The sequence below is a fragment of the Xanthomonas vesicatoria ATCC 35937 genome, from assembly GCF_001908725.1.
GTDB lineage: Bacteria > Pseudomonadota > Gammaproteobacteria > Xanthomonadales > Xanthomonadaceae > Xanthomonas > Xanthomonas vesicatoria.
This window is the reverse complement of the sequence record NZ_CP018725.1, coordinates 2,533,379-2,556,138: the sequence shown is the minus strand read 5'-3', so window position 1 is coordinate 2,556,138 and position 22,760 is coordinate 2,533,379. Positions and strand designations below refer to the sequence as shown.

Here is a 22,760-nt window from a genome sequence, read left to right as displayed (position 1 = left end):
ATGCCGCCACCGAGCCTCCAGGGACGGATTCACGGCGTGTCCCGCGAGCGGTGAGGGCACCGCGCGCTCGAGGTCTTGGTGTTTGCCACTGGTCCTTGCCCGCCCACCATCGCGGGACACGCTGCAAGTACGTCCATGTAAGCTCCGTGGCGGCATCCATGCCGCCAAGGGTCCCGCGACGGTGAGCGGGCAAGGACCAGTGGCGGTGGCCGGTGCCCAGGGTTTGGCACGGCAACCAGCAACCCCCGAAACCGCGACGCGTTGGTTTCGTTCTTCAGCAAGAGCATCAGCCAACGGTCTGGTGCGGTGTCCTCGCCGCTTGCGGGACCGTGTGGCGGCATGGATGCCGCCACCGAGCCTCCATGGATGGATTCACGGCGTGTCCCGCGAGCGGTGAGGGCACCGCGCGCTCGAGGTCTTGGCGTTTGCCGCAGGGCCCTTGCCCGCCCACCATCGCAGGACACGCTGCAAGTACGTCCCTGTAAGCTCCGTGGCGGCATCCATGCCGCCAAGGGTCCTGCGACGGTGAGCGGGCAAGGACCCGTGGCATTGATCGGTGCCCAGGGTTTGGCACGGCAACCAGCAACCCCCCGAAACCGCGACGCGTTGGTTTCGTTCTTCAGCAAGAGCATCAGCCAACGGTCTGGTGCGGTGTCCTCGCCGCTTGCGGGACCGTGTGGCGGCATGGATGCCGCCACCGAGCCCCCATGGACGGGTTTACGGCGTGTCCCGCGAGCGGTGAGGGCACCGCGCACCCCAGGTCTTCGCGTTTGCCGCAAGGCCCTTGCCCGCCCACCATCGCAGGACACGCTGCAAGTACGTCCATGTAAGCTCCGTGGCGGCATCCATGCCATTGGTTGCAAGGCCGCCGATGCGCGCGCGGACTGCATGGCCCTCGCCTGCGCCAACGTCACTAGACCTAGGCAAACTCCGCGCGAACAGACGGCGTGCACAGTCGCCAGGCGAGGGCTGCATGCACGCAGCCGATGGCCAGTGCGCCCAGGCCCATGAGTACCAGTGCCATCTGTTGCGTGGCCTGCAGGCGTGCCTGCAGTTGCGGCCACTCCGGGCTGTGCAGTACATCGGCCGGCAGCACTGCCTGCACGCCGTCGAACAACGGCCCGATCAACGCCAGCCCGGCAAAATTGAGCAGCCCGGTGGCGATCAGCACCACCACAAAGCCGATGCGCGCCCACTCGCGTCGCTGCAGCAGCGCCCAGCTCAACCATGCGAACCCCACCGACAGCACCACGCCGATCACCGACAACGCCATGCCGTGGTCGATCACCCACCGCCACGACGGTGGCAAGGCGATCCCCGGGGGCAAGGCGAGCGTGGTGGCGTCGGGCACCGCCAGCGGCACTACGATCTGAAACAGGTTGGCCAATGCGCTGACCACGCCCAGCAACAACGAGACCCATGCCAGTGGCGACACGAAGCCGCCGCGAGACTGTGGCGATGTGCGCAGCGCCGTGTTCATTGCAGCGAGGCGATATACGCGGCGACTGCGGCCTGCCCGGGCGGGTCCAGTGCGGGTTGCAGCTGTGCGTACCAGCCGGGCAGGGCATCGGCCGGCAGACACTCGCGCAGTAACGGGGTGCTGCGCTCCAGAAATGCTTCGAGGAACGGCAGGCCGCGAACGTACAGGAAATGGCTGTCGGTGATCGACATGCCGGCATAGGCTTCGCGCAGCCACTCCAGATGTGGCAAGGCATGCGCGCCGTGACCTGCTCGGGTCAGTGCGGTCAGGAAGCTGGTACGCGCCGTGGCTGGCGAGGTTGAGCGCTCTTGCGCGTTGAGGTCGTCGAAGGTCAGCAGCCATTGTTCGCCGCGCTCGATCTCGTTACACATCACCGAGGTGGTGGCCAGCTGCAGCGCGTTGTGTGCGGTCGGCTCCAGCTCATAGAGCGCGAGCCAATACGGATACGCTTCGTGGTAACGATCCAGCGCGCTCAATGCCAGCGCGCAGAGGCGCTGCGCGTCCGCACCGGCCTGCAACTGCGCTTGCGCAGCGTTGTAGGCGCCCACGTGGTCGCCGCGCTGAAACGCGCTTAATGCTGGCTGCAATGCAGGGTCGATCTCGGCAGCTGCCTCGCCGGCATCGTCGGCAGGTGCCGTGGCGACGGTGGGTTCTGCGCGCGGCGGCTTTGCCACGGCGGTCTTGCGTCCAAATAAACGGTCCCACAGGCCCATCGCGTCTACCTTGTGTGCGCCAGCAATGAGTGGAAGGTCGCCGCCAGGCCGGCGGCGCACCGGTCTTGCGGGGAACCGGTGCAGAGAGCGAACGCACGAATCTCTGCCGATCCTGCATCAAGCTTAGAGCCACTTGCGTACGGAGAGGTGAGCGCAACGCAACCAGTCTGCGTGCTGGCTGCGCGACGCGTTGCATCCGGTCAGCTCTGCGCAGGCGGTTGCACGCTGCGGCGATCGCTTCTGGACAGGGCGGCGCAAGCGATTGCCGACAACCATCAAACGCGCATCTGTAACGTCGCCAGCGACCTGGCGCCTGGAAACGCTCGTCCCGGCACCGCGACCAGCCACGGGTCTCAGTGCCGGCAAGGCCCGCTTTTCAACGGGCGAGTGGATCAGTCAGCGCTGCGGCTTCACCTGTTCGTTGAACAGTTTGAGGATGCGCTTGTACTCGTCCAGCCACGCGTCGGCGCGGGTAAAGCCGTGGCGTTCCATCGGATACGGTGCCACCTGCCAGTTGTCCTTGTGCAACTCGATCAGCTTCTGCGTCATGTCCACCGAGTCCTTGAAGAACACGTTGTCGTCGATCATGCCGTGGGCGATCAGCAGATGGTCCTGCAGCCCCTCGGCGTAGTTGATCGGCGAGGAGGTCTTGTACGCCTGCGGGTCGAGCTCGGGGGTGTTGAGGATGTTGGAGGTGTACTCGTGGTTGTACTGCATCCAGTCGCCCACCGGCCGCAGCGCTGCGCCGGCCTTGAAGGTGCCGGGGCTGCGGAACAGCGCCATGTAGGTCATGAAGCCGCCGTACGAGCCGCCATAGATGCCGGCGCGTGCACGGTCGCCCTGCTTGGTGGCGACCAGCCAGTCCAGACCGTCCAGATAATCCTCCAGCTCCGGGTGGCCCATGTTGCGGTAGATCGCGGTGCGCCAGTCGCGGCCGTAGCCTTCCGATGCGCGGTAATCCAGGTCCAGCACGATGTAGCCCTGTTGCACCAGCAGGTTGTGGAACATCTGCTCGCGGAAATACGGTGTGTAGCGCTGCGAGACGTTCTGCAGGTAACCGGCGCCGTGCACGAACATCACGATCGGATACTGCTTGCCCGGCTCGGGCGTCTGCGGCCCGTAGTACTTGCCCCAGACCGTGCCGGCGCCGTGTTTTGACGGCACCTGCACGTACTGCGGGGCGATCCACGTCTGCGCCTTGAAGGCTGGCGTGCGCGTGTCAGTGAGCACCGTGGCCTGGCCCCCCGCCGCCGGCACCACCGCCAGCTGTGGCGGCAGATAGGCGCCGGAATAGCGCACCAGCAACTGCTGCCCGTTCGGCGACAGGCTGAAGCCTTCCACGCCGTTCAGGACCGTCACCTCGGTGAGCTGGTCGGTGCGCAGATCCAGCTTGCACACCTCGTAATCCCCCGGCCATTTCTGGTTGCACAGGAAATACATGCCGCTGCCATCGGCGTTGGGCACCGGCATCGACACTTCCCACTTGCCACGGGTGCGCTGACGCGGCTTGCCGTTGCCTTCCACCGTGTACAGCTGCGAATAGCCGGATTCCTCCGACAGCAGCCACAGCGTGCGGTTGTCGGGCAACCAGCCGAAATCGTTGAAGTCCCAGTTGATCCAGGCGCCATCGCTCAGCCGATGCCGCGACTGCAGCTTGGCGTTGTCCAGATCCACGCTGGCGATCCAGCGGTCCTTGTTGTCCACCGCGCGGATTTCCACCGCCACGTTGCGGCCATCGTCGCTCCAATGCACCGCCGGGCCGCTGCCGTCGCCATCGCTTTCCACGCGTACCGCGCGATTGCCCTTGAGCGCGTCGCGCTTGGCGGCCTTGCGCAGTGCCGCCAGCGGGTCGGTGGCGATGCCGGGCAGCGCATCGAAGGACAGCTGGCGCGCGCTGCCTGCGGCCACATCGACCAGCCACAGCGTATGCGCAACTGGCATGTTGCGGCCGACGCGGGTGCGGGTTTCCTGGAATTCTTCGTAGCCGGATTCGGTCACGTACTTGGGCATCTTGCCGGCCTGGCCTTCGTCGGCAGCCTTGGCCTGGGTCACTACAAGCAGGTGGCGGCCGTCCGGCGACAGCGCGCTGTCGACGACCTCCACCTCATCGCCCAGATACACCGGCGCTGCTGCGCGCGTGGCGTCGGCGCGGCGCCAGACATCTTCCTGCGTGCGCAGCGCATCGCGCTGTTCGCGGTCGCGACGCAGCGTGGCCAACGTGGCCAGTTGCTGCTCGCGCAGCACATCGGCCTTGGGCGCGGCATTGGGGTCGCGCTCGGCCTTGACCACAGCCACCTGCGCGGTGCCGCCATCGGCATGCCAGTGGTACCAATTGTTGCCCGCACGCCAGATCGCACCACCATCGCTGGCAAATTGCGGACGCGATTCGACCTCGTTGCTGCGGGTCAGCTGGGTCAGTGCGCCCGAGCGCAGATCACGCAGGAAAATATCGCCATTGCGCGCGAACAGCATGCGCTGGCGCGTCGCGTCGTAGCTGGGGTTGGCCGCATCCAGGCCGGCGCGTGCTGTGTCGGCCACACGTTCTGCCGCCGCACCGTCGATGCCCTGGCGATAGGTGTCGCGCACCGGGCTGCCATCGCGTTTGAGCAGGTATTGCACCTGCTTGCCGTCCCATTGCCACCACGCCTGATCGACCGACGGCCCAATCCAGTCCGGATCGGCCATCACCTGTTCGATGGTGAGCGGTGCGGTGGACTGCGCATGCGCGGTGGCAGCCAGCAGCAGAAGGGTCAACGGCAGCAATCTGGGCATCGGAAACAACTGGACGCAAAGGAGAGCGCGCAAGCCTAGCAGTTCGTCTGCGCGACGGGCTTGGGCCACAGGTCATGTGCGCGCGTCGCACGCACCGTGGCTACGGAGCCAGGGCCGCCAGGCGGGCGCAACTGTCTAGCAGCTGCCGGATGACGTCTCAGCGCAACGCGCGTCGTTGCTGCGCGCGCTGTATGACGCTGCGACCTTGAACCGCGCCGTCCACTCCCATCAATGTGAGGACGCATCTCAGTGAATGCTTCAGCGTGATCGTCGGGGTTAACCGTGCGCGCTGCGTTGCGACATGGCGCGATGTTCTTGTGCACTGCTTTGCGTCTGCGGCAGGCGTTGCTGAAGGCCACTGGCGTTTGAGCCTGTGTCGATGTTGTGCGCTGCAGATGTTGCACAGTGCGATGCCGGCGCTCCGGCAATCCGTGCGCCTCTTGCCAATCGACATCGTGGTTTCTCCACGGAGGCATGTCCTGCGCGCAGTCAGCGCACGTGTCGTCGCTAGACGTATCGGCCGAATGCTGGCAATTGTGCACGTGGGTAGTGGGGCGACCGGGATTTACGATGCCAGCGTCCCGGTCGCAGGCAATGCGCAGCCGCACGCGCATGGACTAAAACACCAGCTGGAAATTCTGCGCGCCTCACCACCACTCAGGTTGAACTTGCGCAGCGTGCAACTGAGCTGGCAGCGCAATGCAGCGGTGTTTCTACCCACCGATATCCATGTGCGCCCGTCTTGAGGTCAGTCCGCATGCGTCAGGCTGCGCTGATCGCTTGAAGATTCACCCGGCCAGCCAGCTGGCTTCAGCGCTTGCCGGTCTGGACTCTGCGCCCAGCACGCGTCGCGGTTGCTGACAGCCGCCGGAAACCTCCCGACTTGCCAGCAGCCCGGGTGGCGGCCAAGCTAGCGCGCTTTTGCGATTGTCGATGCACATGTCCAGCCTGCCTGCTTCCGTTGTTTCCCGTCCCATGGCCGTCGGCGCGCCTGGCCGGCCGTTGGCGTGGCGTGCGGGGCAGTCGGTGGATCTGGCGACCTTCATCGCGCATGTGCATGGCCTGGCGCAACAGCTGCCGGAAGGCCGCCATGCGGTCAATTTATGCGAGGACCGCTACCGCTTCATGGTGGCGTTCTATGCCTGCGCGCTACGCGGGCAGGTGTCGCTACTGCCGTCGTCGCGCGCGCCGGCCGTGGTAGGCGAGGTGCAGGCCCGGCACGCCGATGCCTATTGCCTGGGCGATCTTGCGTTGGAACTGGCGCCGCCGCGGTATTGGCAACTGCCTAACGAGTTGCCGCAGGCAGACGGACCGATTCCGCAGCTGGCCGACGATGCGTTGGTGGCGATCGGCTTCACCTCCGGCAGTACCGGCAGCCCGCAACCCAACCCGAAGACCTGGGGCAGTTTTTTGACCAGCACGCGGCAGGATCTGGTTGCGCTGCAAAGCCTGTGGGCGCATACCGACGCGGTGCCGCACGTGGTGGCCACCGTGCCCCCGCAGCACATGTACGGCATGGAATTGTCGGTGCTGCTGCCGATGGTGACCGAGCTGGCGGTGCACGCGGGCCGCCCGTTCTTCCCGGATGATGTGGCACGTGCGCTGGCCGATATTCCTGCCCCGCGCGTGCTGGTGACCACGCCCGTGCATTTGCGCGCCCTGGTCGAATCCGGGGTGGTGTTGCCGCCGTTGGCCGGTATCGTCTCGGCCACCGCGCCGCTGGCGCAGGAGATCGCCGCCGCAGCCGAAGCACGGTTTGGTGGCGAAGTGCGCGAGATGTTCGGCTCTACCGAAACCTGCGTGTTCGCCGTGCGCCGCACAGCGCTGGACGCTGCATGGACCCCGCTGCCCGGCGTGCGACTCGAAACCCAGGCCGCAGGCACTTTGATACACGCGCCGCATCTGGCAACGCCGGTGTTGCTGGCCGACATGATGGAGGTGGCCGACGACGGCACTTTCCAGGTCCGTGGACGCCAGGCCGATTCGCTGGAAATCGCCGGCAAACGTGCATCGCTAGCCGACCTCACCCGCCGTCTGCTCGCCATCCCCGGCGTGATCGACGGCATCATCGTGCAGCTGGCACCGGACGCAGGGCAGTCGGTGGGCCGCATCGCCGCGTTGGTGGTCGCTCCCACCCTGGACGAAGCGCAGATCCTGGCTGCGTTACGGGTCAGCGTCGACCCGGTCTTCCTGCCGCGTCGCCTGCGCAAGCTCGCCGCTCTGCCACGCAACGAGACCGGCAAACTGCCGCGCGACGTGGTGCTGGGATTGCTCAACGGCTGAGCGGGTCGGGCAATGCCTTGGCAGGCCATTGACCACGGCTCCGTCAGCGGATTGCGCATTGGCGGGGCGCTGGATGTACGCACAGGTGGGCCGAGTTTCCAGGAATAGCCGGAGGCCACGCTCTGCGGCACACCGGCACGCACGACATCACTCAGCCGTGCACCCCATCGATCTCCACCGCCAGCTCATCGCGGCAGATCACCGCGTGCAGCAGCAGGCGCGGCACCGCGTCGCCGAAGCGGGTGTCCAGGGCCTGCGCGACCTTGGGTAGATCGTCCTGCTCGCGGACATACACCTTCAGGCGGGTACCGGCGCCGAACTGCGCGGGCAGCGCCGGTGCGTGCGTGCGTGCGGCACCGAGCAGGGCATCGAAATTGGCGAAGGTTTCTTCCAGCTGCGCCAACAGCTGGCCGGTATGCATCGAAGCATGGCCCACCACGGCGGCGGTGCCTGACAGCAGCAGCGGCATGTCGCTGCCGACGGGCGGCAGCATGGCGCGCGCAAAACTCGGCGGCTGCGGGCCGTATTGGCGCGGGTAGTTGTAGGCGCTGACCTGGCGCGGGTTTTCCAGCGGGGTGCCGGCATCGGCGGCGGCCAGCCAGTAGATCTGGATGATGCGCTCGGCATCGCAGCGGCCCACCGCGGTAGCGGCCGGCAACTGGGCGACATCGAAGGCGCCCAGGCCGCGCGCGCGGCCCACGCAGAACTGGCGGTAGCGCTCACGGTCGTCGCTGCCCAGGGTGATGGCGTCCAGGTAATTCCAGATGCGCAACAGGCGCGGCGTCTGGCTGCCGGAGACGAACGCGGTGATCTCCGCATACGCCTTGGCGGCGGCTTCTTCGATCTCCACATCCCGCTCGTCGATCTCGATCACGCCGAACTGCAGGCGGCCATCGCTGGACCAGGCAATGTTGCCGTCGCGGCCACTGCGCACCGGTGCATCGGTGCGCCAGACTTCCAGCACATCGGCCCGATAAGGCTGCAGCGGCACGCGCAGGTAGCGCGGGTCGTCCAGGTGTGGCGCGGCATCGCCGAAGCCGAACACGGCCAACACCTGCGCATCCTGTAGCAGCGCGGCGGGATCGGTCTGATCGACATAGTCGACCCGCAGGCGCGGATGACGCACGGTCTGGTTGGGCTGAAGCGTTGGTGCGGTCATGGAGCGTCTCTGTGCAAGGTGTCACCGTCGAAACCGAGCCGGGCCTGGCGCCGGCGATGACGCCAGGCATGCCAGGCGCGCGGCAGCATCGACAGCGCGGTGACGGAATAGATGGCGCGGAACACGCGCAGGCGCCGGCGCACCTTCGGGCTGTCGAACACGTCGCCCGCGAGCATCGCCACCACAGCCTGTTCCACCTGCCACACGTTCTGCGGCTGCGCGAACAGCGCGCGCATGGTGGGCGAGGTGAATCGATAGATGAACCACTTGAACTCGCTCAGGCCGCGCTCCAGTTCGCGCGACAACGCGCGCTGCAGGCTGGCTTCGCGCTGCGGCGCGCGCAGTACCGCATCCACCATTGCCGCGCCACGTTCGGCGCTGTGCATGGCCAGGAAGACGCCGGAGGAAAACATCGGGTCGACAAACGTGTAGGCATCGCCGAGCAGCAGCCAGCGCGGGCCGGCCATGCGCGTGCATTCGTAGGCGTAATTGCCGGTGGCATGCACCGGTGCCACGCGCTCGGCATCGGCCATGCGCGCGGCCACTTCCGGGTTCAATGCCAGTGTGCGCAGCAAAAAACCTTCGCTGTCGCCCTTGCGGGTCTTCATGTAGTCGGGGTAGCAGACCGCGCCCACGCTCATCACATCGTCCGGCAGCGGGATCAGCCACATCCAGCCATGCGCATGGCGGTAGATGCTGATGTTGCCGGCATCCTCGCCCGGGCGCCGGGTCACCCCGCGGAAATGGCTGAACACCGCCGCCGACTGGTGCTTGGCATTGGAGCGCTTGAGCTTGAGGCGATTGCCCATAAAGGTGTCGCGGCCGCTGGCGTCGAGCAGATAGCGCGGGCGGAACTGCCGCTCGCCGTCCACGCCACGTGCCTGCAGCACCGGCTGCTCGCCATCGAACGCCACGCTCTCCACCTTGACCTGTTCGCGCGCATCCACACCGACCTCCCGCGCCCGCGCGAACAGCACCTGGTCGAACTGCGCACGCGGCACCTGGAAGGCGTAGTCGGCCTTGGCATCGAGCGCATGCGAAAACCGGAAGGTGTTATAGCCGCCGGCGTCGTTGGGAAAGTCGGCCCCACGCTTGAGCACGCCAATGGCGCGCACCTGTTCGAGCACGCCCAGGCGTTCGAGGATCGGTATGTTCATCGGCAATAGCGATTCGCCGATGTGGAAGCGCGGGTGCTGCTCTTTTTCCAGCAGGGTCACCGCCCAGCCCTGCTGGGCGAGCACGATGGCGGCGGCGCAACCGGCGGGGCCACCACCGATGATCAGTACATCCGGACACTCCGGTCCCGGAGCCGGCCCGGCTGCCGGCTTGGCGGTCGGGGTGGGGCGCAACACAGTGGAAGTCATCCTGGAACGAACCTGCAGCGGGCGAGCGTCATGCAGTCATGATAGCCTGACCGGCGGCCCGGACATCTGTGCGTCCGCCGAGATCCACGCACGCCGACCAATGCAAGACAGAGCGATTGCCGGATGCGACGCGGGCCTGGCGCTCGGAATCGGCAGGTACGCCACGTACACTGCCGGCTCGACGCGCCGCCCGCCGCCACCGACGGCCGTGCGCTGTGGGTTGCCTGCTTAAGACTTTGACCGACCCTTACCCTGGAATTTCTGGATGTCCTCGCAAACCGCTGCCGAACGTGAACTGGCCGAACTCCTGGTCGAAAGTCTGAACCTAGAAGACGTCCAGCCCGCCGACATCGATCCGGAAGCGCCGCTGTTCAACACCGGGCTGGGGCTGGACTCGATCGATGCGCTGGAACTGGCGCTGGCGATCAGCAAGCGCTACGGCTTCCAGCTGCGCTCGGACAACGACGAGAACCGTCGCATCTTCGCGTCGCTGCGCGCATTGTCGGCGCATGTCGAAGCCAACAAGACCGCCTGAAGGTCCGACCGCAGCGCCCAGCGATGCCCCGCCGTGGGTGCTGGGGCTGGGCGTGCTGTTGGCGGTGGCGTACTCGCCGCTGGCCCACTGGGCCAACGCTAGTCATCGCTCCGACCTGGCCGTGATCGCCGGCGCCATGCTGGTGCTGATGGTGTTGATCGAGCCGATGGTCGCGCGGCGCGCGTGGGCGTGGGCGCTGGTGTTGCTGATCCTGGCCGGCCTGGGTGCGTTGTGGCAGTCGCCGCACGCCATGCTGGTGCTTGCGGCGCCGCCGGTCGTGTTCACCGGATGGGTCGCCTGGTTCTTCGGGCGTAGCCTGCGGCACGGGCGCACGCCGCTGATCACGCGCATCGTCGAAGGCCTGTACGGCCAGGCCGGCATGCCGATCACGCCCCCACAACGCCGTTACACGCGCCGCCTCACGCTGGCCTGGGCGCTGCTGCTGTGCGGCCTGACCCTGCTCAACCTGGTGTTGGCCCTGTGCGCCGAACCCAGCGGCGTGCTGGCGCAACTGGGCTATGCCTCCCCGTTGCCGATCAGCGATGAACGCGCCTCGTTGTTTGCCAATTTGCTGGTGTATGGCGTGGTTGGCGGGTTCTTTATTGGGGAATATCTGGTGCGCGGTCGCTGGTTTCCGCAGCGTCCCTATCGTAATCTGCCAGACTTCTTGCGCCAGATGGCGCGGCTCGGGCCGGACTTCTGGCGCGATCTGCTGCGCTGAGTGCGTGGCCAGGGGCAGCGACGTACGTGCACATTTTCGGGGACAAGACAAAGATGCCGTTGGCAAGGATGCCGTCGCGCCTGGCGTGGGGTGTGTTCAATCTGCTGCAATTGGCGTTCACGCTGACGTTTACCGCCGGCGGGATCGTGTATGCATTGGCGTTGCTGGCGATCACCCGCGACGCCGACCGACTGTTGCGCATGGGCAGCTGGATGTGGGCGCCGGTGCTGTTTCGCGGCGCGGGCGCCAAGGTGATCGTGGAAGGGCGCGAGCGAGTCGACTGGTCCAAGAACTATCTGTTCGTGAGCAATCACCAGTCGATCATCGACATCTGTGCGCTGTTCTACGCGCTGCCGATTCCGCTGCGGTTCCTGCTCAAGGAAGAAATGCTCAAGGTGCCGTTCGTGAACTGGTATGCGCGCGCCACCGGCATGCTGTTTCTGGACCGCGACAGCCGGCGCGCCGGCGCACTGGTCCGCCGTCAGGCGGCCGCGCTGCTGCGCGAGGGCAAACAGTTGTGTCTGTTTCCCGAAGGCACCCGTAGCCGCAGCGGCGCGTTATTGCCATTCAAGGCCGGGCTACTGCAGGCCGCTATCGATGCTGGCGTGCAGGTGGTTCCGGTGGCGCTGGACGGGTGTGGCAAGGTGCTGCCGGTGGATGGTGTGTTCAGGGTGCGTCCCGGCATCATCCGCGTGCGTATCGGCGAGCCGATCGCGGTCACCGGGCCGGATGCGCCGGATCGCCAACAATTGACCGAGCAGGCACACAAGGCCGTGGCTGCAATGCTTCAACCCAGGATCTGAGTTCCGCGCTTATGGATTTCGTCGTACCGCATGATCATCCCTGCCTGCCCGGGCATTTTCCGGGTCGTCCCGTAGTGCCTGGCGTGGTCGTGCTCGACCATGTGCTGCAGGCGGTGGAGGCGCTGCATGGCCCACGCGCCGCGGCACGGCTGCCGCAGGTGAAGTTCGTGCAGCCGTTACTGCCCGGGCAGACCGCGTCGATCCTGCTGGAAGGCGAAGGCCCGCGTTGGCGCTTCCGCGTGCAGCGTGACGATGCACTGCTGGTCAGCGGCGAACTGGTGGCGGAGGCGGCGGCATGAGCAAGCATTGGAAGCAGCGTCCGGAAGGTGGCGGGCGCTTTGCGTTGTGGTTGATCCGCGGCATCGCCCGGCATGCCGGGCGTGCGGTGGGGCGCGCGCTGCTGTACCCGATCACGCTGTACTTTTTGCTGGTGCGTGCGCCCGAGCGCGCCGCTTCGCGTGCCTATCTGGCGCGCGTGCTGGGCCGCCCGGCCACGCTGCGCGATGTGGCGCGGCATATCCACACCTTTGCGTCGACCATCCTGGACCGCGTCTACATGTTGTGCGGGCAGATGCAGCGCTTCCGCGTCGACATCACCGGGCTGGATCAACTGCACACGCAGATGGACCGCGGCCGCGGCGTGCTGATCTTCGGATCGCACCTGGGTAGTTTCGATGCGCTGCGCGTGCTGGCCACGGAGCGCCCGGACGTGCAGGTCAAGGTGGTGCTGGACAAGGCGCATAACCGCGCGATGACCGACCTGCTGGGCGCGCTCAACCCGCAGCTGGCCGCCAACATCATCGATGCAGGCATGGACGCAACCTCGATCGTCATGGCGATCAAGGACGCCACCGACGCCGGTGCGCTGGTGGCGCTGCTGATCGATCGCCCGCGCGAAGGCGACCCGGCGCTGCCGGCGATGTTCCTTGGCCGCAACGCGATGTTCCCGACCTCGCCGTGGTTGATCGCCGCCGCGCTCAAGGTGCCGGTGGTGCTGGCCTTCGGCCTGTATCGCGGCGGCAACCATTACGAGCTGGCGTTCGAGACCTTCAGTGAAGGTCTGGATGTGCCGCGCCGGCAACGTGCGCCTGTGCTGGCAGTACTCATGCGCGATTACGCCGCCAGGCTGGAACATTACACACGCTATGCGCCTTACAACTGGTTCAACTTCTACGATTTCTGGAACACACACCATGCCGATGCGCCGCACCCTGCCGTGGATGCTGATACTGCTGTTCAGCGCCGCACCGCTATGCGCCGCACCGCCTGAGGCCCTGGATGTTGGGCAGGTGCTGCAGCGCCTGGCACGTCCCGCACCGGTCAGTACCGAGTTCATCGAACTGCGTGGCTCGGCTTTGCTGAAAACGCCGTTGCGCGTGCAGGGCCACTACCGTCGCCCGGATGCGCAGACCCTGGTGCGGGAAGTCAGCGCGCCGTATCGCGAGACCACCACCTTGCGGGGCGACGAAGGCGTGCTCGAACGCGAGGGCAAACAGCCGCGCAAGTTTTCGTTGAGCCGTGTACCCGAACTGGCTGGGTTGAAGTCGGGCTTCGGCGCGCTGCTGTCGGGTGATCGCGCGTTGCTGGAACAGCAGTATCGTCTCAGCGGGCAAGGCACAGCGCAGATCTGGCAACTGACCTTGCAGCCCAAAGACGCCGCAGTCGCCAAGCAAGTGCGCGAACTGCGTCTGTACGGTAGCAACGATGAGCTGCGCTGCATCGAAAGCATCCCCGCCAAGGGCGATGTGCAACGGACGCTGCTGGCCGGTGCGGCACGTGCGGCAGCCAGCGTCAGCGATGCCGCAGCGCTGACCACGCTCTGCCACGGTTCGGGCGCGTGACCACGCACGGGCAGGTCGCGCCAGCCGTCGTCGAAAACACCAGGTCGTGTGCTTGCGAACAAGGTGTCGTAGCACCACTAGCCGATACCGTTCACGGCTTCGACGTCGTCCGTTGCAGTGAGGCGGTTGCATGTCGTTTGAATTGAACGCAAACCGTCGCATTGGCCTGGCTTTGCTGTGGCTGGCAGTGCTGGTGGTGGCCGGGCTCTGGTTGAGCGAGACGCTCAAGGTCACGGGCGATCTACGAAAATTCATGCCCGCCCCGCGCACGCCGGCGCAAAAATTGTTGATCGAAGAACTGGGCGAAGGCCCGGGTTCGCGGCTGTTGCTGATGGCCTTGTCCAATAGCGACCCGGCCACCCTGGCCGAGCAATCGCAGCGGTTGCACCATGCATTGGCCGCGCAGCCGGCGCTGTTCGAGCTGGTCGGCAATGGTGGCACTGCGGGGTTGGAGGCAATTCCGGAGCGCTTGCTGCCGTATCGCTACCTGCTCAGCGACAGCTTCGACACCGCACCGCTGGACGCGGCGATGCTCGAAGCGGCGCTGCAGTCACGCGTGCAGGATCTGGGCTCGCCGGCAGCGGCGATGGTGGAGCCGCTGCTGCCGCGCGACCCGACGCTGGAAGTGCTACACCTGGCCGAGACCCTTCAGCCGGCGGCCGCACCGCAAACGCGCAATGGGGTGTGGTTCGATCGCGCCGGCACCTCGGCCCTGTTGATCGTGCAGACGCATGCGGCCGGCTTCGATCCCACCGGCCAGCAACTGGCCTACGATGCGGTGCGGGCGGCATTTGCGAAGGTCAGCAAGGGCACCACGACGCAGCTGACCTTGACTGGCCCAGGTGCATTCGCGGTGGAGATCACCGCGCGCACCCAGGGCGAGTCGCAATGGATCGGCACGCTGGATACGGTGGGTCTGGTGCTGTTGTTGATGATCGCCTACCGCAGCTGGAAGATCCCGGTGCTGGGCGTATTGCCGCTGGCCAGTGCCGGCCTCGCCGGACTGGGCGCGGTGGCGCTGCTGTTCGATGGCGTGCACGGCATCACCGTGGCGTTCGGCTTCACGTTGATCGGCGTGGTGCAGGATTACCCGATCCACTTGTTCAGCCATCAGCGCCCCGGGCTGGATCCACGCGACAACGCGCGGCATTTGTGGCCGACGCTGGCGACTGGCGTGGTGTCCACCTGCATTGCGTATGTGACTTTTCTGTTTTCCGGCGTGGATGGCTTGCGCCAACTGGCGGTGTTCACCATCGCAGGTCTGGCCACTGCGGCAGTGACCACGCGTTGGCTATTGCCATGGCTGATCGACCCGGCCCCGCGCGACTATGCCGACTCGCGCCTGTTGGCAGGGCTGTGGCGTGGCATCGCGCGTTTGCCGCGGCCACGCATCAGCCTGGCGGTGATCGCGGTGATCGGTAGTGCGGTGATCGCGTTCGCGCCCGGCCAGTTCTGGCAGAACGACCTGTCCAAACTCACCCCGGTGCCGCCCAAGGCATTGGCGCAGGACACCCACTTGCGTCAGGAACTCGGCGCGCCCGATGTGCGCTACGTGCTCGCGCTGTCTGCGGCCAACGATGAGGCCGCGCTGCAGGCCAGCGAGCAGCTGCGGCCACGGCTGGATGCGCTGGTACGCGACGGCGCCCTGGCCGGCTACGACATGGCCGCGCGGTATCTGCCCAGTGCCAAGACCCAACAGGCGCGTCAGGCGGCATTGCCGGATGCGGCGCAGGCGCGCGCGCTGACCGAGCGCGCGGTGGCGGCCACGCCATTCCGTAGCGATGCATTTGCGCCATTCCTGCAGGATCTGGAGGCCGCCAAGCGCGCACCGCCGCTGCTGCCGAAGGATCTGACCGGCTCGCCGCTGGCCACCTCGGTGGGTGGCTTGCTGCTGGGGCGCGGCGATCGTACAACCGCTCTGGTGTCACTCACAGGCATGCATGATCCGGCCGTGTTGGCGGCGGCGTTGCAGGGCAGCGATGCGCAATTGCTAGACCTCAAGGACGCATCCGAATCGCTGGTGGCCGCCTACCGCGGCCGGGTGCTGGGGGCCCTCGGTGTAGCGGCGTTGCTGCTTGCAGTGACGGTGGCGATCGCATTGCGCAGCCCGCGCCGTATCGTGCGCGTGTTGTTGCCGATGGCGCTGACCACCGTGCTGATCCTGGCAATCCTGCGCGGCATCGGCGTGGAGCTCAATCTGTTCCATTTGATCGCGCTGATTCTGGCCGCGGGCCTGGGCCTGGATTACGCATTGTTCTTCGATCACGCCGGCGACGATCACGCCGATCAGCTGCGCACGCTGCATGCGTTGATCGTGTGCAGCCTGATGACATTGCTGGTGTTCGCGCTGCTGGCCGCTTCCAGTATTCCGGTATTGCGTGCGATCGGCAGCACGGTGGCACTGGGCGTGCTGTTCAATTTCATCCTGGCGTTGCTGGTGTCGCGCGAGCCAGCGCAGGAGCGCAGTGCCAACGGAGAGCCGCATGCAGGGACGTGACGCGATTGCCACGCTGATTCCGCACCAGGGCAGCATGTGCCTGTGGGACGAGGTCGTGACCTGTGATGCGCAGCGCATCGTCGTCCGCAGTCACGCGCATTGCAACGACATGCATCCGCTGCGTGCGGATGGACGCCTGCGCGCGGTGCATCTATGCGAATACGGCGCGCAGGCCATGGCCGTACATGGTGGCCTGCTGGGTCGAGCGTCCGGCAAGCCGGTGCGCCCGGGTATGCTCGTTGCGCTGCGTGGGGTGGAACTGCACGTGACATATCTGGACGCCCTGCCCGACGCCATCGAGTGCGAAGCGCAGGTGCTGATGCAAGGCGAGGACAGCCAACAATACAGTTTCCGTCTCACCCATCAGGCGCAGCTGCTCGCCGAAGGCCGTGCCACGGTGATGCTGGGCGCGGCGCAGGCGTAGCGCGGCCAACTCATCGATTGCGCGCATCGCCAGGGCTCGGTGAGGCATGGCACGCGTGCATTCGGTTTCCGAGTGCATCGTCATCTTCACCTGACAATTATTCGCTCCATGGTGTCGCCGCGCCTGGCAGCACGCCTTTCGTAGCGGCGCACGCACGTGCGATGCGGTAGACCGATCGTGCATCTCGCACACAAAGCTTGCTGCGATGGATGCGGCAAGGTTGTTCCTGCGCCGGCTGCGAATCGCTAGGATGGTGGGCCTCCTGCCGCGATCTGGCTTCGACGAGATTTCCATGAGCACATCCATTCCACAGCGTCGTGCGTTGGTCACCGGCGGCAGCGGCGATCTTGGCGGTGCAATCTGTCGTCATCTGGCCGCGCAGGGCCGGCACGTGATCGTGCATGCCAATCGCAACCTGGCGCGTGCGCAAGAGGTGGTTGCCGCGATCGTGGCCGCCGGCGGCAGCGCCGAAGCGGTGGCCTTCGATGTGGCCGATGCGCAGGCCAGCGGTGCGGCGCTTGAGCGCCTGCTGGAAGCCGGCCCGATCCAGATTGTGGTCAATAACGCCGGCATTCACGACGACGCGCCGATGGCGGGCATGAATGCGGAGCAGTGGCACCGCGTCATCGACGTGTCGCTGCACGGCTTTTTCAATGTCACCCAACCGTTGTTGTTGCCGATGGCACGCACGCGCTGGGGGCGCATCGTCAGCGTGTCGTCGGTGGCGGCAGTGCTGGGCAATCGCGGGCAGACCAACTACGCCGCCGCAAAGGCGGCGTTACATGGCGCCAGCAAGTCGCTCTCGCGCGAAATGGCCAGCCGCGGCATCGCAGTGAACGTCGTCGCGCCTGGCGTGATCGAAAGCGACATGGTCGGCGACAGTTTCGCGCCGGAGGTGATCAAGCAATTGGTGCCGGCCGGCCGCGTCGGCAAACCCGACGAAGTCGCCGCGCTGGTCGCCTTCCTGTGCTCGGACGCGGCTGGCTACATCAATGGCCAGGTCATTGGCATCAATGGCGGGATGGGCTGAAGGGGCTAACAAAACAACTGTGCCAACGCTAGATGGACGCAGTCGGCTTTGTGGTTCCCACCAGCACACGACCACGTTGCCAGATGCGATGTCCTCTCCGCTTGCGGGACCGTGTGGCGGCATGGATGCCACCACCGAGCCTACATGCACGTACTTGCGGCGTATCCCTCAGGCGGTGAGGCATCGCGCCTCGACGACGTTGGCTTGAGAACATCCAGGCTGCGCTGAAGCTCAAGCTTCCGGCTGCCTCGATGAGGGAATTGAATGGTGCCGATGCGTCTGGTGTGGAGCGGCCGATCTGGGCCTTCGTTGCAGGGCCCTTGCCGTGCACCCTCACGGGACACGCTGCAAGGACGTCCTTGTAAGCGCTTACCCGGCATCCATGCCGCGTCAGGTCCCGCGACGGTGGCCCGGGCAAGGACCAGTCGACGGTGTCGGTGTGCATGGTTGTGAGCAGCGTATGCCGGCTTGGCTGCCGATCTGTTCGACCTTCATGACCGGCACGCTCGCGCGTACAGTGCGCGCGGATCAAGAAAGCTTGAACCACGCAAAACGCACCGTTGCCGGTGCGTTCGCCAAGTTCATGCCGCGTCGGCGTACCAAGTGGCAGTAAGAATCGCCTCGCCGTTGGCATTGGCCGTCAATGCATCCAGGCCGTGGTCGGGCAGGTCCGGGTGGCGGTGGCGTGCCTGCTGCAGGATCTCGCGCGCCAGTACTGCCATCTGCGCGACGTTGCCATGGACGCGTGCGATAAATGCGTCGTTGTCGAGCGTGTCGTTCAAAGCGCCGTTGAGTTCGTTGAACCAGCCGATCAGGTATTGATCCAGCAGCCGGCCGGTGCCAGTGGCGACGCCCTGGGCGGTATTGCGTACACCCCAGTCGTGCAACACCTGCTGCATTGCCAGATTCATGTCGCGCGCATAGAGAAAGTCGTTTTTCATGCGCGATAGCAAGCTGAGATCGGCGATGCGTCCGCTGCAGAACAGCGGCGCCAGCAACGACCAGTAATAGGTGTAATCCCAGATCACCTTGACCGGCATGACCTGTTCGTCGCCGAACAGCGCGTACTGATCCTGGTACAACGTCAGGGTGTTCTCGTAGAACGAGAAATACAGCTGCTGGTATAGCTCCACATATGGGCCGAGCGACTTGCCGGCGCGGTCGCGGCCGATCAATTCGCAGATATACGTATTGGAGATGGCGATGAAGTCGCTGCCGGGCGAATAGAACGGGTCCAGGAACACGCCCGCTTCGCCGGTCAGTGCCCAGCGCTGCGGCGAGAACACCTGCTTGCAGCCGTAAGAGAAATTGCGCAGGAACAGGAAGTCCTGCAACCGGTAGTCGGCCTGGTCGAGGGTGGCGGCGACCTGCGGCTGATGCGTGCGCAGCCAGGTCATCGCCTTGTCGTGGGTGTTCATGCCTTCCAGCGGATGCATGTCTGCATCGCAGACGATGCCCAGCGAATGCGCACCCGAGGACAGCGGAATCAGCCAGAACCAATAACCCGGGCCGCACATGTGATTGGTGGAACGCCAGCGGTCCGGCGGGGTGCAGCGCTGCAGCCAGCTGCTGTCCTGCGACCAACCGTTCGGGTCGATCAGCCCTTCCACGCGCCACCACACCGCGTTGGCGTTGTGGTCGTTGTCCTGTGCCAGGCCAAGCTTGCGCTTGAGCAGGCCGGCGCGGCCGCTGGCGTCCACCACCCAACGTGCGCTCAGCGTGCCGACTGTGCCATCGCGGTCGTAGCGCACCGCATGGTCGGTGTCGTTTTCGGACAACTCAATGCCCTTGACGCTGCAACTGTCGACAAAGGTAATGCCCTGCGCACGGGCGCGCTCGCCCAGGAAATTCTCGAAGCGGCCGCGGTCGATCTGCCAGGACGGCGTGGGTAGGATCTTGCTCACGCCCAGCTCGGTGCAGCGGTCGATGTCTTCGCGCTTGTCGGAGAAGAAAAAGCGAAACCCGAACTTGCGGATCTGCTCGGTCTCCAGGTGCTCGCGCAGCCCCAGAACGTCGGCAAAATAATGCGCGCCGATTTCCACCGTGGATTCCCCCACCTTGAATGCCGCCTCGCGCACCGGGTGCGCACGGCGCTCCAGCACGGTGATCGCCAGTGCGGGATCGCGTTGTTTCAATTGCAATGCCAGGCTCAGGCCCGCAAGGCCGCCCCCGGTGATCACGACATCGGCGCGCTGTGCATTCATGGGGACGGGGTGCTCTTGGTGGCCGCAGGGACAGTAGCAAATTCGCCGTCGGCATCGTCAACGATCACCGGGGTGGCGCGCACGCGGCGGTATTCGCGCCAGACGTGGCCATAGGCCCAGACCTGCTTGACCACGTGCGAGGTGATGTTCCACAGGTCGCGCCCCAGCCGAAAATGGCTCTTGCGAAACGTGCCTGGCGAGGTGCCGGCATAGCGGGTTTCGATCGGCACCGCGACCACGCGCGCACCGGCCTGGCGTGCAGCCGAAATCAGCAGCTGCGCTTCGAACACGAAGCCTTCGCCGGGCACGTCGGGCAGGGTGAATACCGAGGCCGGATACAACCGCTGGCCGCTCTGGCTGTCGACCAATTGGAAGCCGCAGGCCCAGGCAATGCCCCAGTCGCCGAAGTCGTTGCCGATGCGGCGGATGGTGGGCTGGGTGGCGCGCTTGCGCATGCGCGCACCGATGATCACGCAGCCGGGGTGACGGTTGGCGGCGGCCAGCAGGCGTGGGAAATCGGCCGCCTTGTGCTGGCCATCGCCGTCCATGGTCATCACCGCGCGCATGCCAAGCCGCTGTGCTTCGGCAAAACCGCTGCGCAGGGCGGCACCCTTGCCCCTGCGCTGCGGGTGGCGGATCAACGTCACTGGCATACCGGCGATGCACTCGGCGGTGCCGTCGTCGGAGCCGTCGTCGATCACGATCACGTTTGAGCAATAGGTCAGCGCGTCGGTGACCACTTCGCGGATGCGCAGCGCCTCGTTCAAGGCCGGCACCAGGATGGCGGTGTCGTCGCGGCTCAGCGGTTGCCGGCTCATCGCTGGATCTCCACGCGCAGTACCCGGCCCGGGCTGGCATACAGCGCCACGCTGTCTCCGCCGCCGGCCAGTAGGTCGAACAGCGGCAGCATCGGCGCCATCGCATTGTTGGCGATGTGACGTGCCAGCGCGCCATCGCCGGGCGAGGGCGTACCGTCGTCCAGCTGCGCGTGCAGCTGCGGCTTGCCAGCCTGGCCGGGCGTGCCCAGCACCAGTGCGGCACCGAGCAGGCCGTGGCTGGGGGCGACCCGACCCAGCGGCCCGACCGAGCGCGCGTCATAGCCGGCCAGCAGCACCGCGTCCATGCCGGCGACGCGCTGCACCAGCGCCTCCAGCAAGCCCTGCGCGAAGCTGCCCAGGCTGGCGCTGATCGCGGTAGCCGGGGTCATCGCGCCGGCGCCGATGGTCCAGTAGCCGGCCGCGGCGTTGTGCACCGAGTTATGGAACTTGGTCGGCGAGATCGCCGATGGGTCGCTGGCCAGGGTGGTGCACATGTAGTCGGAGATGGCCAGATCGCCGTACGTGGAGGTAAAGATCGACGGCAGGCTGGCCGGGTCGCGGCCTGCGGCGTGACAGGCGGCCAGCGCGGACTCCAGCGACACCGCTACCGTGTCCGGCGCGCGGCGGCGTTCGTTGGCCGCCAGCAATTGCGGTGCCGGGCGGGTGGGGGTGTCCAGCAGCTCGCCGCCGCGCGCGAATGCGCTGGCGGCCCCCCAACTGGGCAGCCCCTGGGTCCAGAAGCCGATGCCTTCGATGGTGGCGGACAGCATCAGCGGGCCCGCCCGAACAGCAGCGAACAGTTGTTGCCGCCAAAACCGAAGGAGTTGTTCATCGCGTAGTCGATCCGGGCATGGGTGTTGTCGAAGCGGATCTGCGGGCCGCAGGCCGGGTCGGGCACGTCGCTGTTGAGCGTGCCGGGCAGCACGTCGTCGCGCAGCGCGAGCAGCGCAATCACCGATTCGACGATGCCGGCCGCGCCCAAGGTGTGGCCGGTCCAGGCTTTGGTCGAGCTGGCGTGCAAGCTATCCGGGAAGATCGCCGCCACCGCGGCCGCTTCCACGCTGTCGTTGGCCGGCGTAGCGGTGCCATGCAGGTTCAGATAGCCCACCGCGGCCGGCTCCAGGCCGGCGCGTTCAAGCGCACCGCGCATCGCCAGCTGCGCGCCCAGGCCCTGCGGATGCGGCGCCGACATATGGTGCGCGTCACTGGATTCGCCGTAGCCGTAGAGCCACAGCGGTGCATCCGGTGCGGCGGCCGGGCGTTCGAGCAGCGCAAAGCCGCCTGCCTCGCCCAGGCTCAGGCCGACCCGGCGCGCATCGAAGGGCTGGCACATCTCCGGCGCCACCACCTGCAGCGAGTTGAAGCCGAACAGCACGCTGCCGCACAAAGTGTCCACGCCGCCGACCAGGGCCGCGTCGATCACGCCGGCATCCATCAGTCGCGCCGCCTGGGCAAACACCTTGGCGCTGGACGAGCACGCCGTGGCCACGGTCACGCACGGGCCACGCAGGCCGATGGCGTGCTGCACGAAGTCGCCCAGCGAGTGCGGGGTGTGCACGATCGGGCGATTCAGATCCTCGGGGAAGCGTGCGCCGTCGGCGTCTTCGACCAACCGCGTATACGCCTCTTCGCTGGCGCCGATGCTGGAGGTGGAGGTGCCGATGATCACCGCCACGCGCTCGGCGCCATAGCGCTGCGCGGCGGCCTGCACGGCTTGCGCCATGCCGTCCTGCTGCAGGGCCAGCCAGGCCAGGCGGTTGTTGCGGCACTCCCACTGTTGCAGGGTCTCGGGTAGCACCACCGCTTCCACGCCGTCCACGCGGCCGACCCAACAGGGCAGCAGCGGTTGCGGTCCGAAATCGTTGCGTCGCAGGCCGCTGCGACGCGATTGCAGCGCGGCGGCCTGGGCGGCGAGCCCGGCACCGAGCGCGGTGGTGGAGGTGTAGGCGGTGACGGCAACCGGGGCCATCTGGGACGAATATTGCGCTTGGCTCACGATGGTCTGGCTGGCAAAAAGTGCTTGCAGTATATCGGTGGCGTGCGCCAGCCCTGTCGATGGCGCAACTGAACGCGCCGGTCATGTCGCTGACGCGGCTGGGATTTTTCGCAGCGGTCG

The 22,760-nt window shown here is 66.4% G+C and carries 19 protein-coding genes; 10 read left to right on the top strand and 9 right to left on the bottom strand.

Annotated elements, in window-relative coordinates; translation table 11 throughout:
- Window positions 1–919: 919 nt before the first annotated feature.
- The 3 genes from BJD12_RS11225 to BJD12_RS11215 all read right to left on the bottom strand — a co-directional run bounded on the left by BJD12_RS11225 (window position 920) and on the right by BJD12_RS11215 (window position 4,956).
- Window positions 920–1,480 carry a hypothetical protein gene (locus BJD12_RS11225; RefSeq protein WP_005995009.1) on the bottom strand — a complete coding sequence of 187 codons (561 nt, stop codon included), beginning with the start codon at window positions 1,478–1,480 and terminating at the stop codon, window positions 920–922.
- Complete coding sequence (locus BJD12_RS11220) at window positions 1,477–2,193, bottom strand: SH3 domain-containing protein (protein WP_005995007.1); 717 nt, start codon at window positions 2,191–2,193, stop codon at window positions 1,477–1,479. The genes BJD12_RS11225 and BJD12_RS11220 overlap by 4 nt, the downstream gene beginning before the upstream one ends.
- Before the next feature lie 396 nt (window positions 2,194–2,589).
- Window positions 2,590–4,956 (bottom strand): S9 family peptidase, encoded by a 2,367-nt coding sequence (locus tag BJD12_RS11215; protein WP_039426008.1) that lies wholly within the window; start codon window positions 4,954–4,956, stop codon window positions 2,590–2,592.
- A 948-nt stretch (window positions 4,957–5,904) separates the two neighbouring features.
- Between BJD12_RS11215 and BJD12_RS11205 the strand changes: the two genes are divergently transcribed.
- The gene (locus tag BJD12_RS11205; RefSeq protein WP_050812892.1) at window positions 5,905–7,248 is read left to right on the top strand and encodes an AMP-binding protein; all 1,344 of its coding nucleotides are present in this window, start codon (window positions 5,905–5,907) and stop codon (window positions 7,246–7,248) included.
- 151 nt (window positions 7,249–7,399) lie between these two features.
- On the opposite strand, the gene BJD12_RS11200 is transcribed toward BJD12_RS11205, so the two are convergent.
- A complete protein-coding gene (locus BJD12_RS11200; RefSeq protein WP_005995004.1) occupies window positions 7,400–8,407 on the bottom strand; it encodes a chorismate transformation FkbO/Hyg5 family protein in 1,008 nt (335 codons plus the stop codon).
- Entirely contained in the window at window positions 8,404–9,771 is a 1,368-nt protein-coding gene (locus BJD12_RS11195; RefSeq protein ID WP_005995003.1) for an NAD(P)/FAD-dependent oxidoreductase, read from the bottom strand. Before BJD12_RS11195 ends, BJD12_RS11200 begins: the two co-directional genes overlap by 4 nt.
- Window positions 9,772–10,036: 265 nt before the next feature.
- On the opposite strand from BJD12_RS11195, the gene xanC reads away from it, so the two are divergent.
- The 9 genes from xanC to fabG all read left to right on the top strand — a co-directional run bounded on the left by xanC (window position 10,037) and on the right by fabG (window position 17,622).
- Window positions 10,037–10,306 (top strand): xanthomonadin biosynthesis acyl carrier protein XanC, encoded by a 270-nt coding sequence (xanC, locus tag BJD12_RS11190; protein WP_005995002.1) that lies wholly within the window; start codon window positions 10,037–10,039, stop codon window positions 10,304–10,306.
- Window positions 10,307–10,343: 37 nt separating this feature from the next.
- Window positions 10,344–11,027 carry a COG4648 family protein gene (locus BJD12_RS11185; RefSeq protein WP_005995000.1) on the top strand — a complete coding sequence of 228 codons (684 nt, stop codon included), beginning with the start codon at window positions 10,344–10,346 and terminating at the stop codon, window positions 11,025–11,027.
- A gap of 53 nt (window positions 11,028–11,080) precedes the next feature.
- Window positions 11,081–11,830: a lysophospholipid acyltransferase family protein gene (locus BJD12_RS11180; protein ID WP_039429243.1), complete on the top strand. Its 750-nt coding sequence runs from the start codon at window positions 11,081–11,083 to the stop codon at window positions 11,828–11,830.
- Window positions 11,831–11,841: 11 nt separating this feature from the next.
- Window positions 11,842–12,129 carry an ApeI family dehydratase gene (locus BJD12_RS11175; protein WP_039427216.1) on the top strand — a complete coding sequence of 96 codons (288 nt, stop codon included), beginning with the start codon at window positions 11,842–11,844 and terminating at the stop codon, window positions 12,127–12,129.
- Window positions 12,126–13,100, top strand: coding sequence for a lysophospholipid acyltransferase family protein (locus tag BJD12_RS11170; RefSeq protein WP_005994993.1), 975 nt, complete (start codon window positions 12,126–12,128; stop codon window positions 13,098–13,100). The genes BJD12_RS11175 and BJD12_RS11170 overlap by 4 nt, the downstream gene beginning before the upstream one ends.
- On the top strand, window positions 13,024–13,671 hold the full coding sequence (locus tag BJD12_RS11165; RefSeq protein WP_039427219.1) for a LolA-related protein: 648 nt from the start codon (window positions 13,024–13,026) through the stop codon (window positions 13,669–13,671). The genes BJD12_RS11170 and BJD12_RS11165 overlap by 77 nt, the downstream gene beginning before the upstream one ends.
- 130 nt (window positions 13,672–13,801) lie before the next feature.
- Entirely contained in the window at window positions 13,802–16,168 is a 2,367-nt protein-coding gene (locus BJD12_RS11160) for an MMPL family transporter (protein ID WP_005994990.1), read from the top strand.
- Complete coding sequence (locus BJD12_RS11155) at window positions 16,155–16,592, top strand: hotdog family protein (RefSeq protein ID WP_005994989.1); 438 nt, start codon at window positions 16,155–16,157, stop codon at window positions 16,590–16,592. Before BJD12_RS11160 ends, BJD12_RS11155 begins: the two co-directional genes overlap by 14 nt.
- 292 nt (window positions 16,593–16,884) lie before the next feature.
- Window positions 16,885–17,622, top strand: a complete 738-nt coding sequence (gene fabG, locus BJD12_RS11150) for a 3-oxoacyl-ACP reductase FabG (protein WP_042828311.1) — start codon at window positions 16,885–16,887, stop codon at window positions 17,620–17,622.
- Window positions 17,623–18,203: 581 nt separating this feature from the next.
- Here fabG and BJD12_RS11145 read toward each other — a convergent pair.
- The 4 genes from BJD12_RS11145 to BJD12_RS11130 are packed head-to-tail and all read right to left on the bottom strand — an operon-like array spanning window position 18,204 to window position 22,613.
- A complete protein-coding gene (locus BJD12_RS11145) occupies window positions 18,204–19,826 on the bottom strand; it encodes an NAD(P)/FAD-dependent oxidoreductase (RefSeq protein WP_005994987.1) in 1,623 nt (540 codons plus the stop codon).
- Window positions 19,823–20,644 (bottom strand): glycosyltransferase family 2 protein, encoded by an 822-nt coding sequence (locus tag BJD12_RS11140; protein ID WP_005994986.1) that lies wholly within the window; start codon window positions 20,642–20,644, stop codon window positions 19,823–19,825. The genes BJD12_RS11145 and BJD12_RS11140 overlap by 4 nt, the downstream gene beginning before the upstream one ends.
- Window positions 20,641–21,414 (bottom strand): beta-ketoacyl synthase chain length factor, encoded by a 774-nt coding sequence (locus tag BJD12_RS11135; RefSeq protein ID WP_005994985.1) that lies wholly within the window; start codon window positions 21,412–21,414, stop codon window positions 20,641–20,643. Before BJD12_RS11135 ends, BJD12_RS11140 begins: the two co-directional genes overlap by 4 nt.
- On the bottom strand, window positions 21,414–22,613 hold the full coding sequence (locus BJD12_RS11130) for a beta-ketoacyl-[acyl-carrier-protein] synthase family protein (protein ID WP_005994984.1): 1,200 nt from the start codon (window positions 22,611–22,613) through the stop codon (window positions 21,414–21,416). The genes BJD12_RS11135 and BJD12_RS11130 overlap by 1 nt, the downstream gene beginning before the upstream one ends.
- Between the last annotated feature and the right edge of the window lie 147 nt (window positions 22,614–22,760).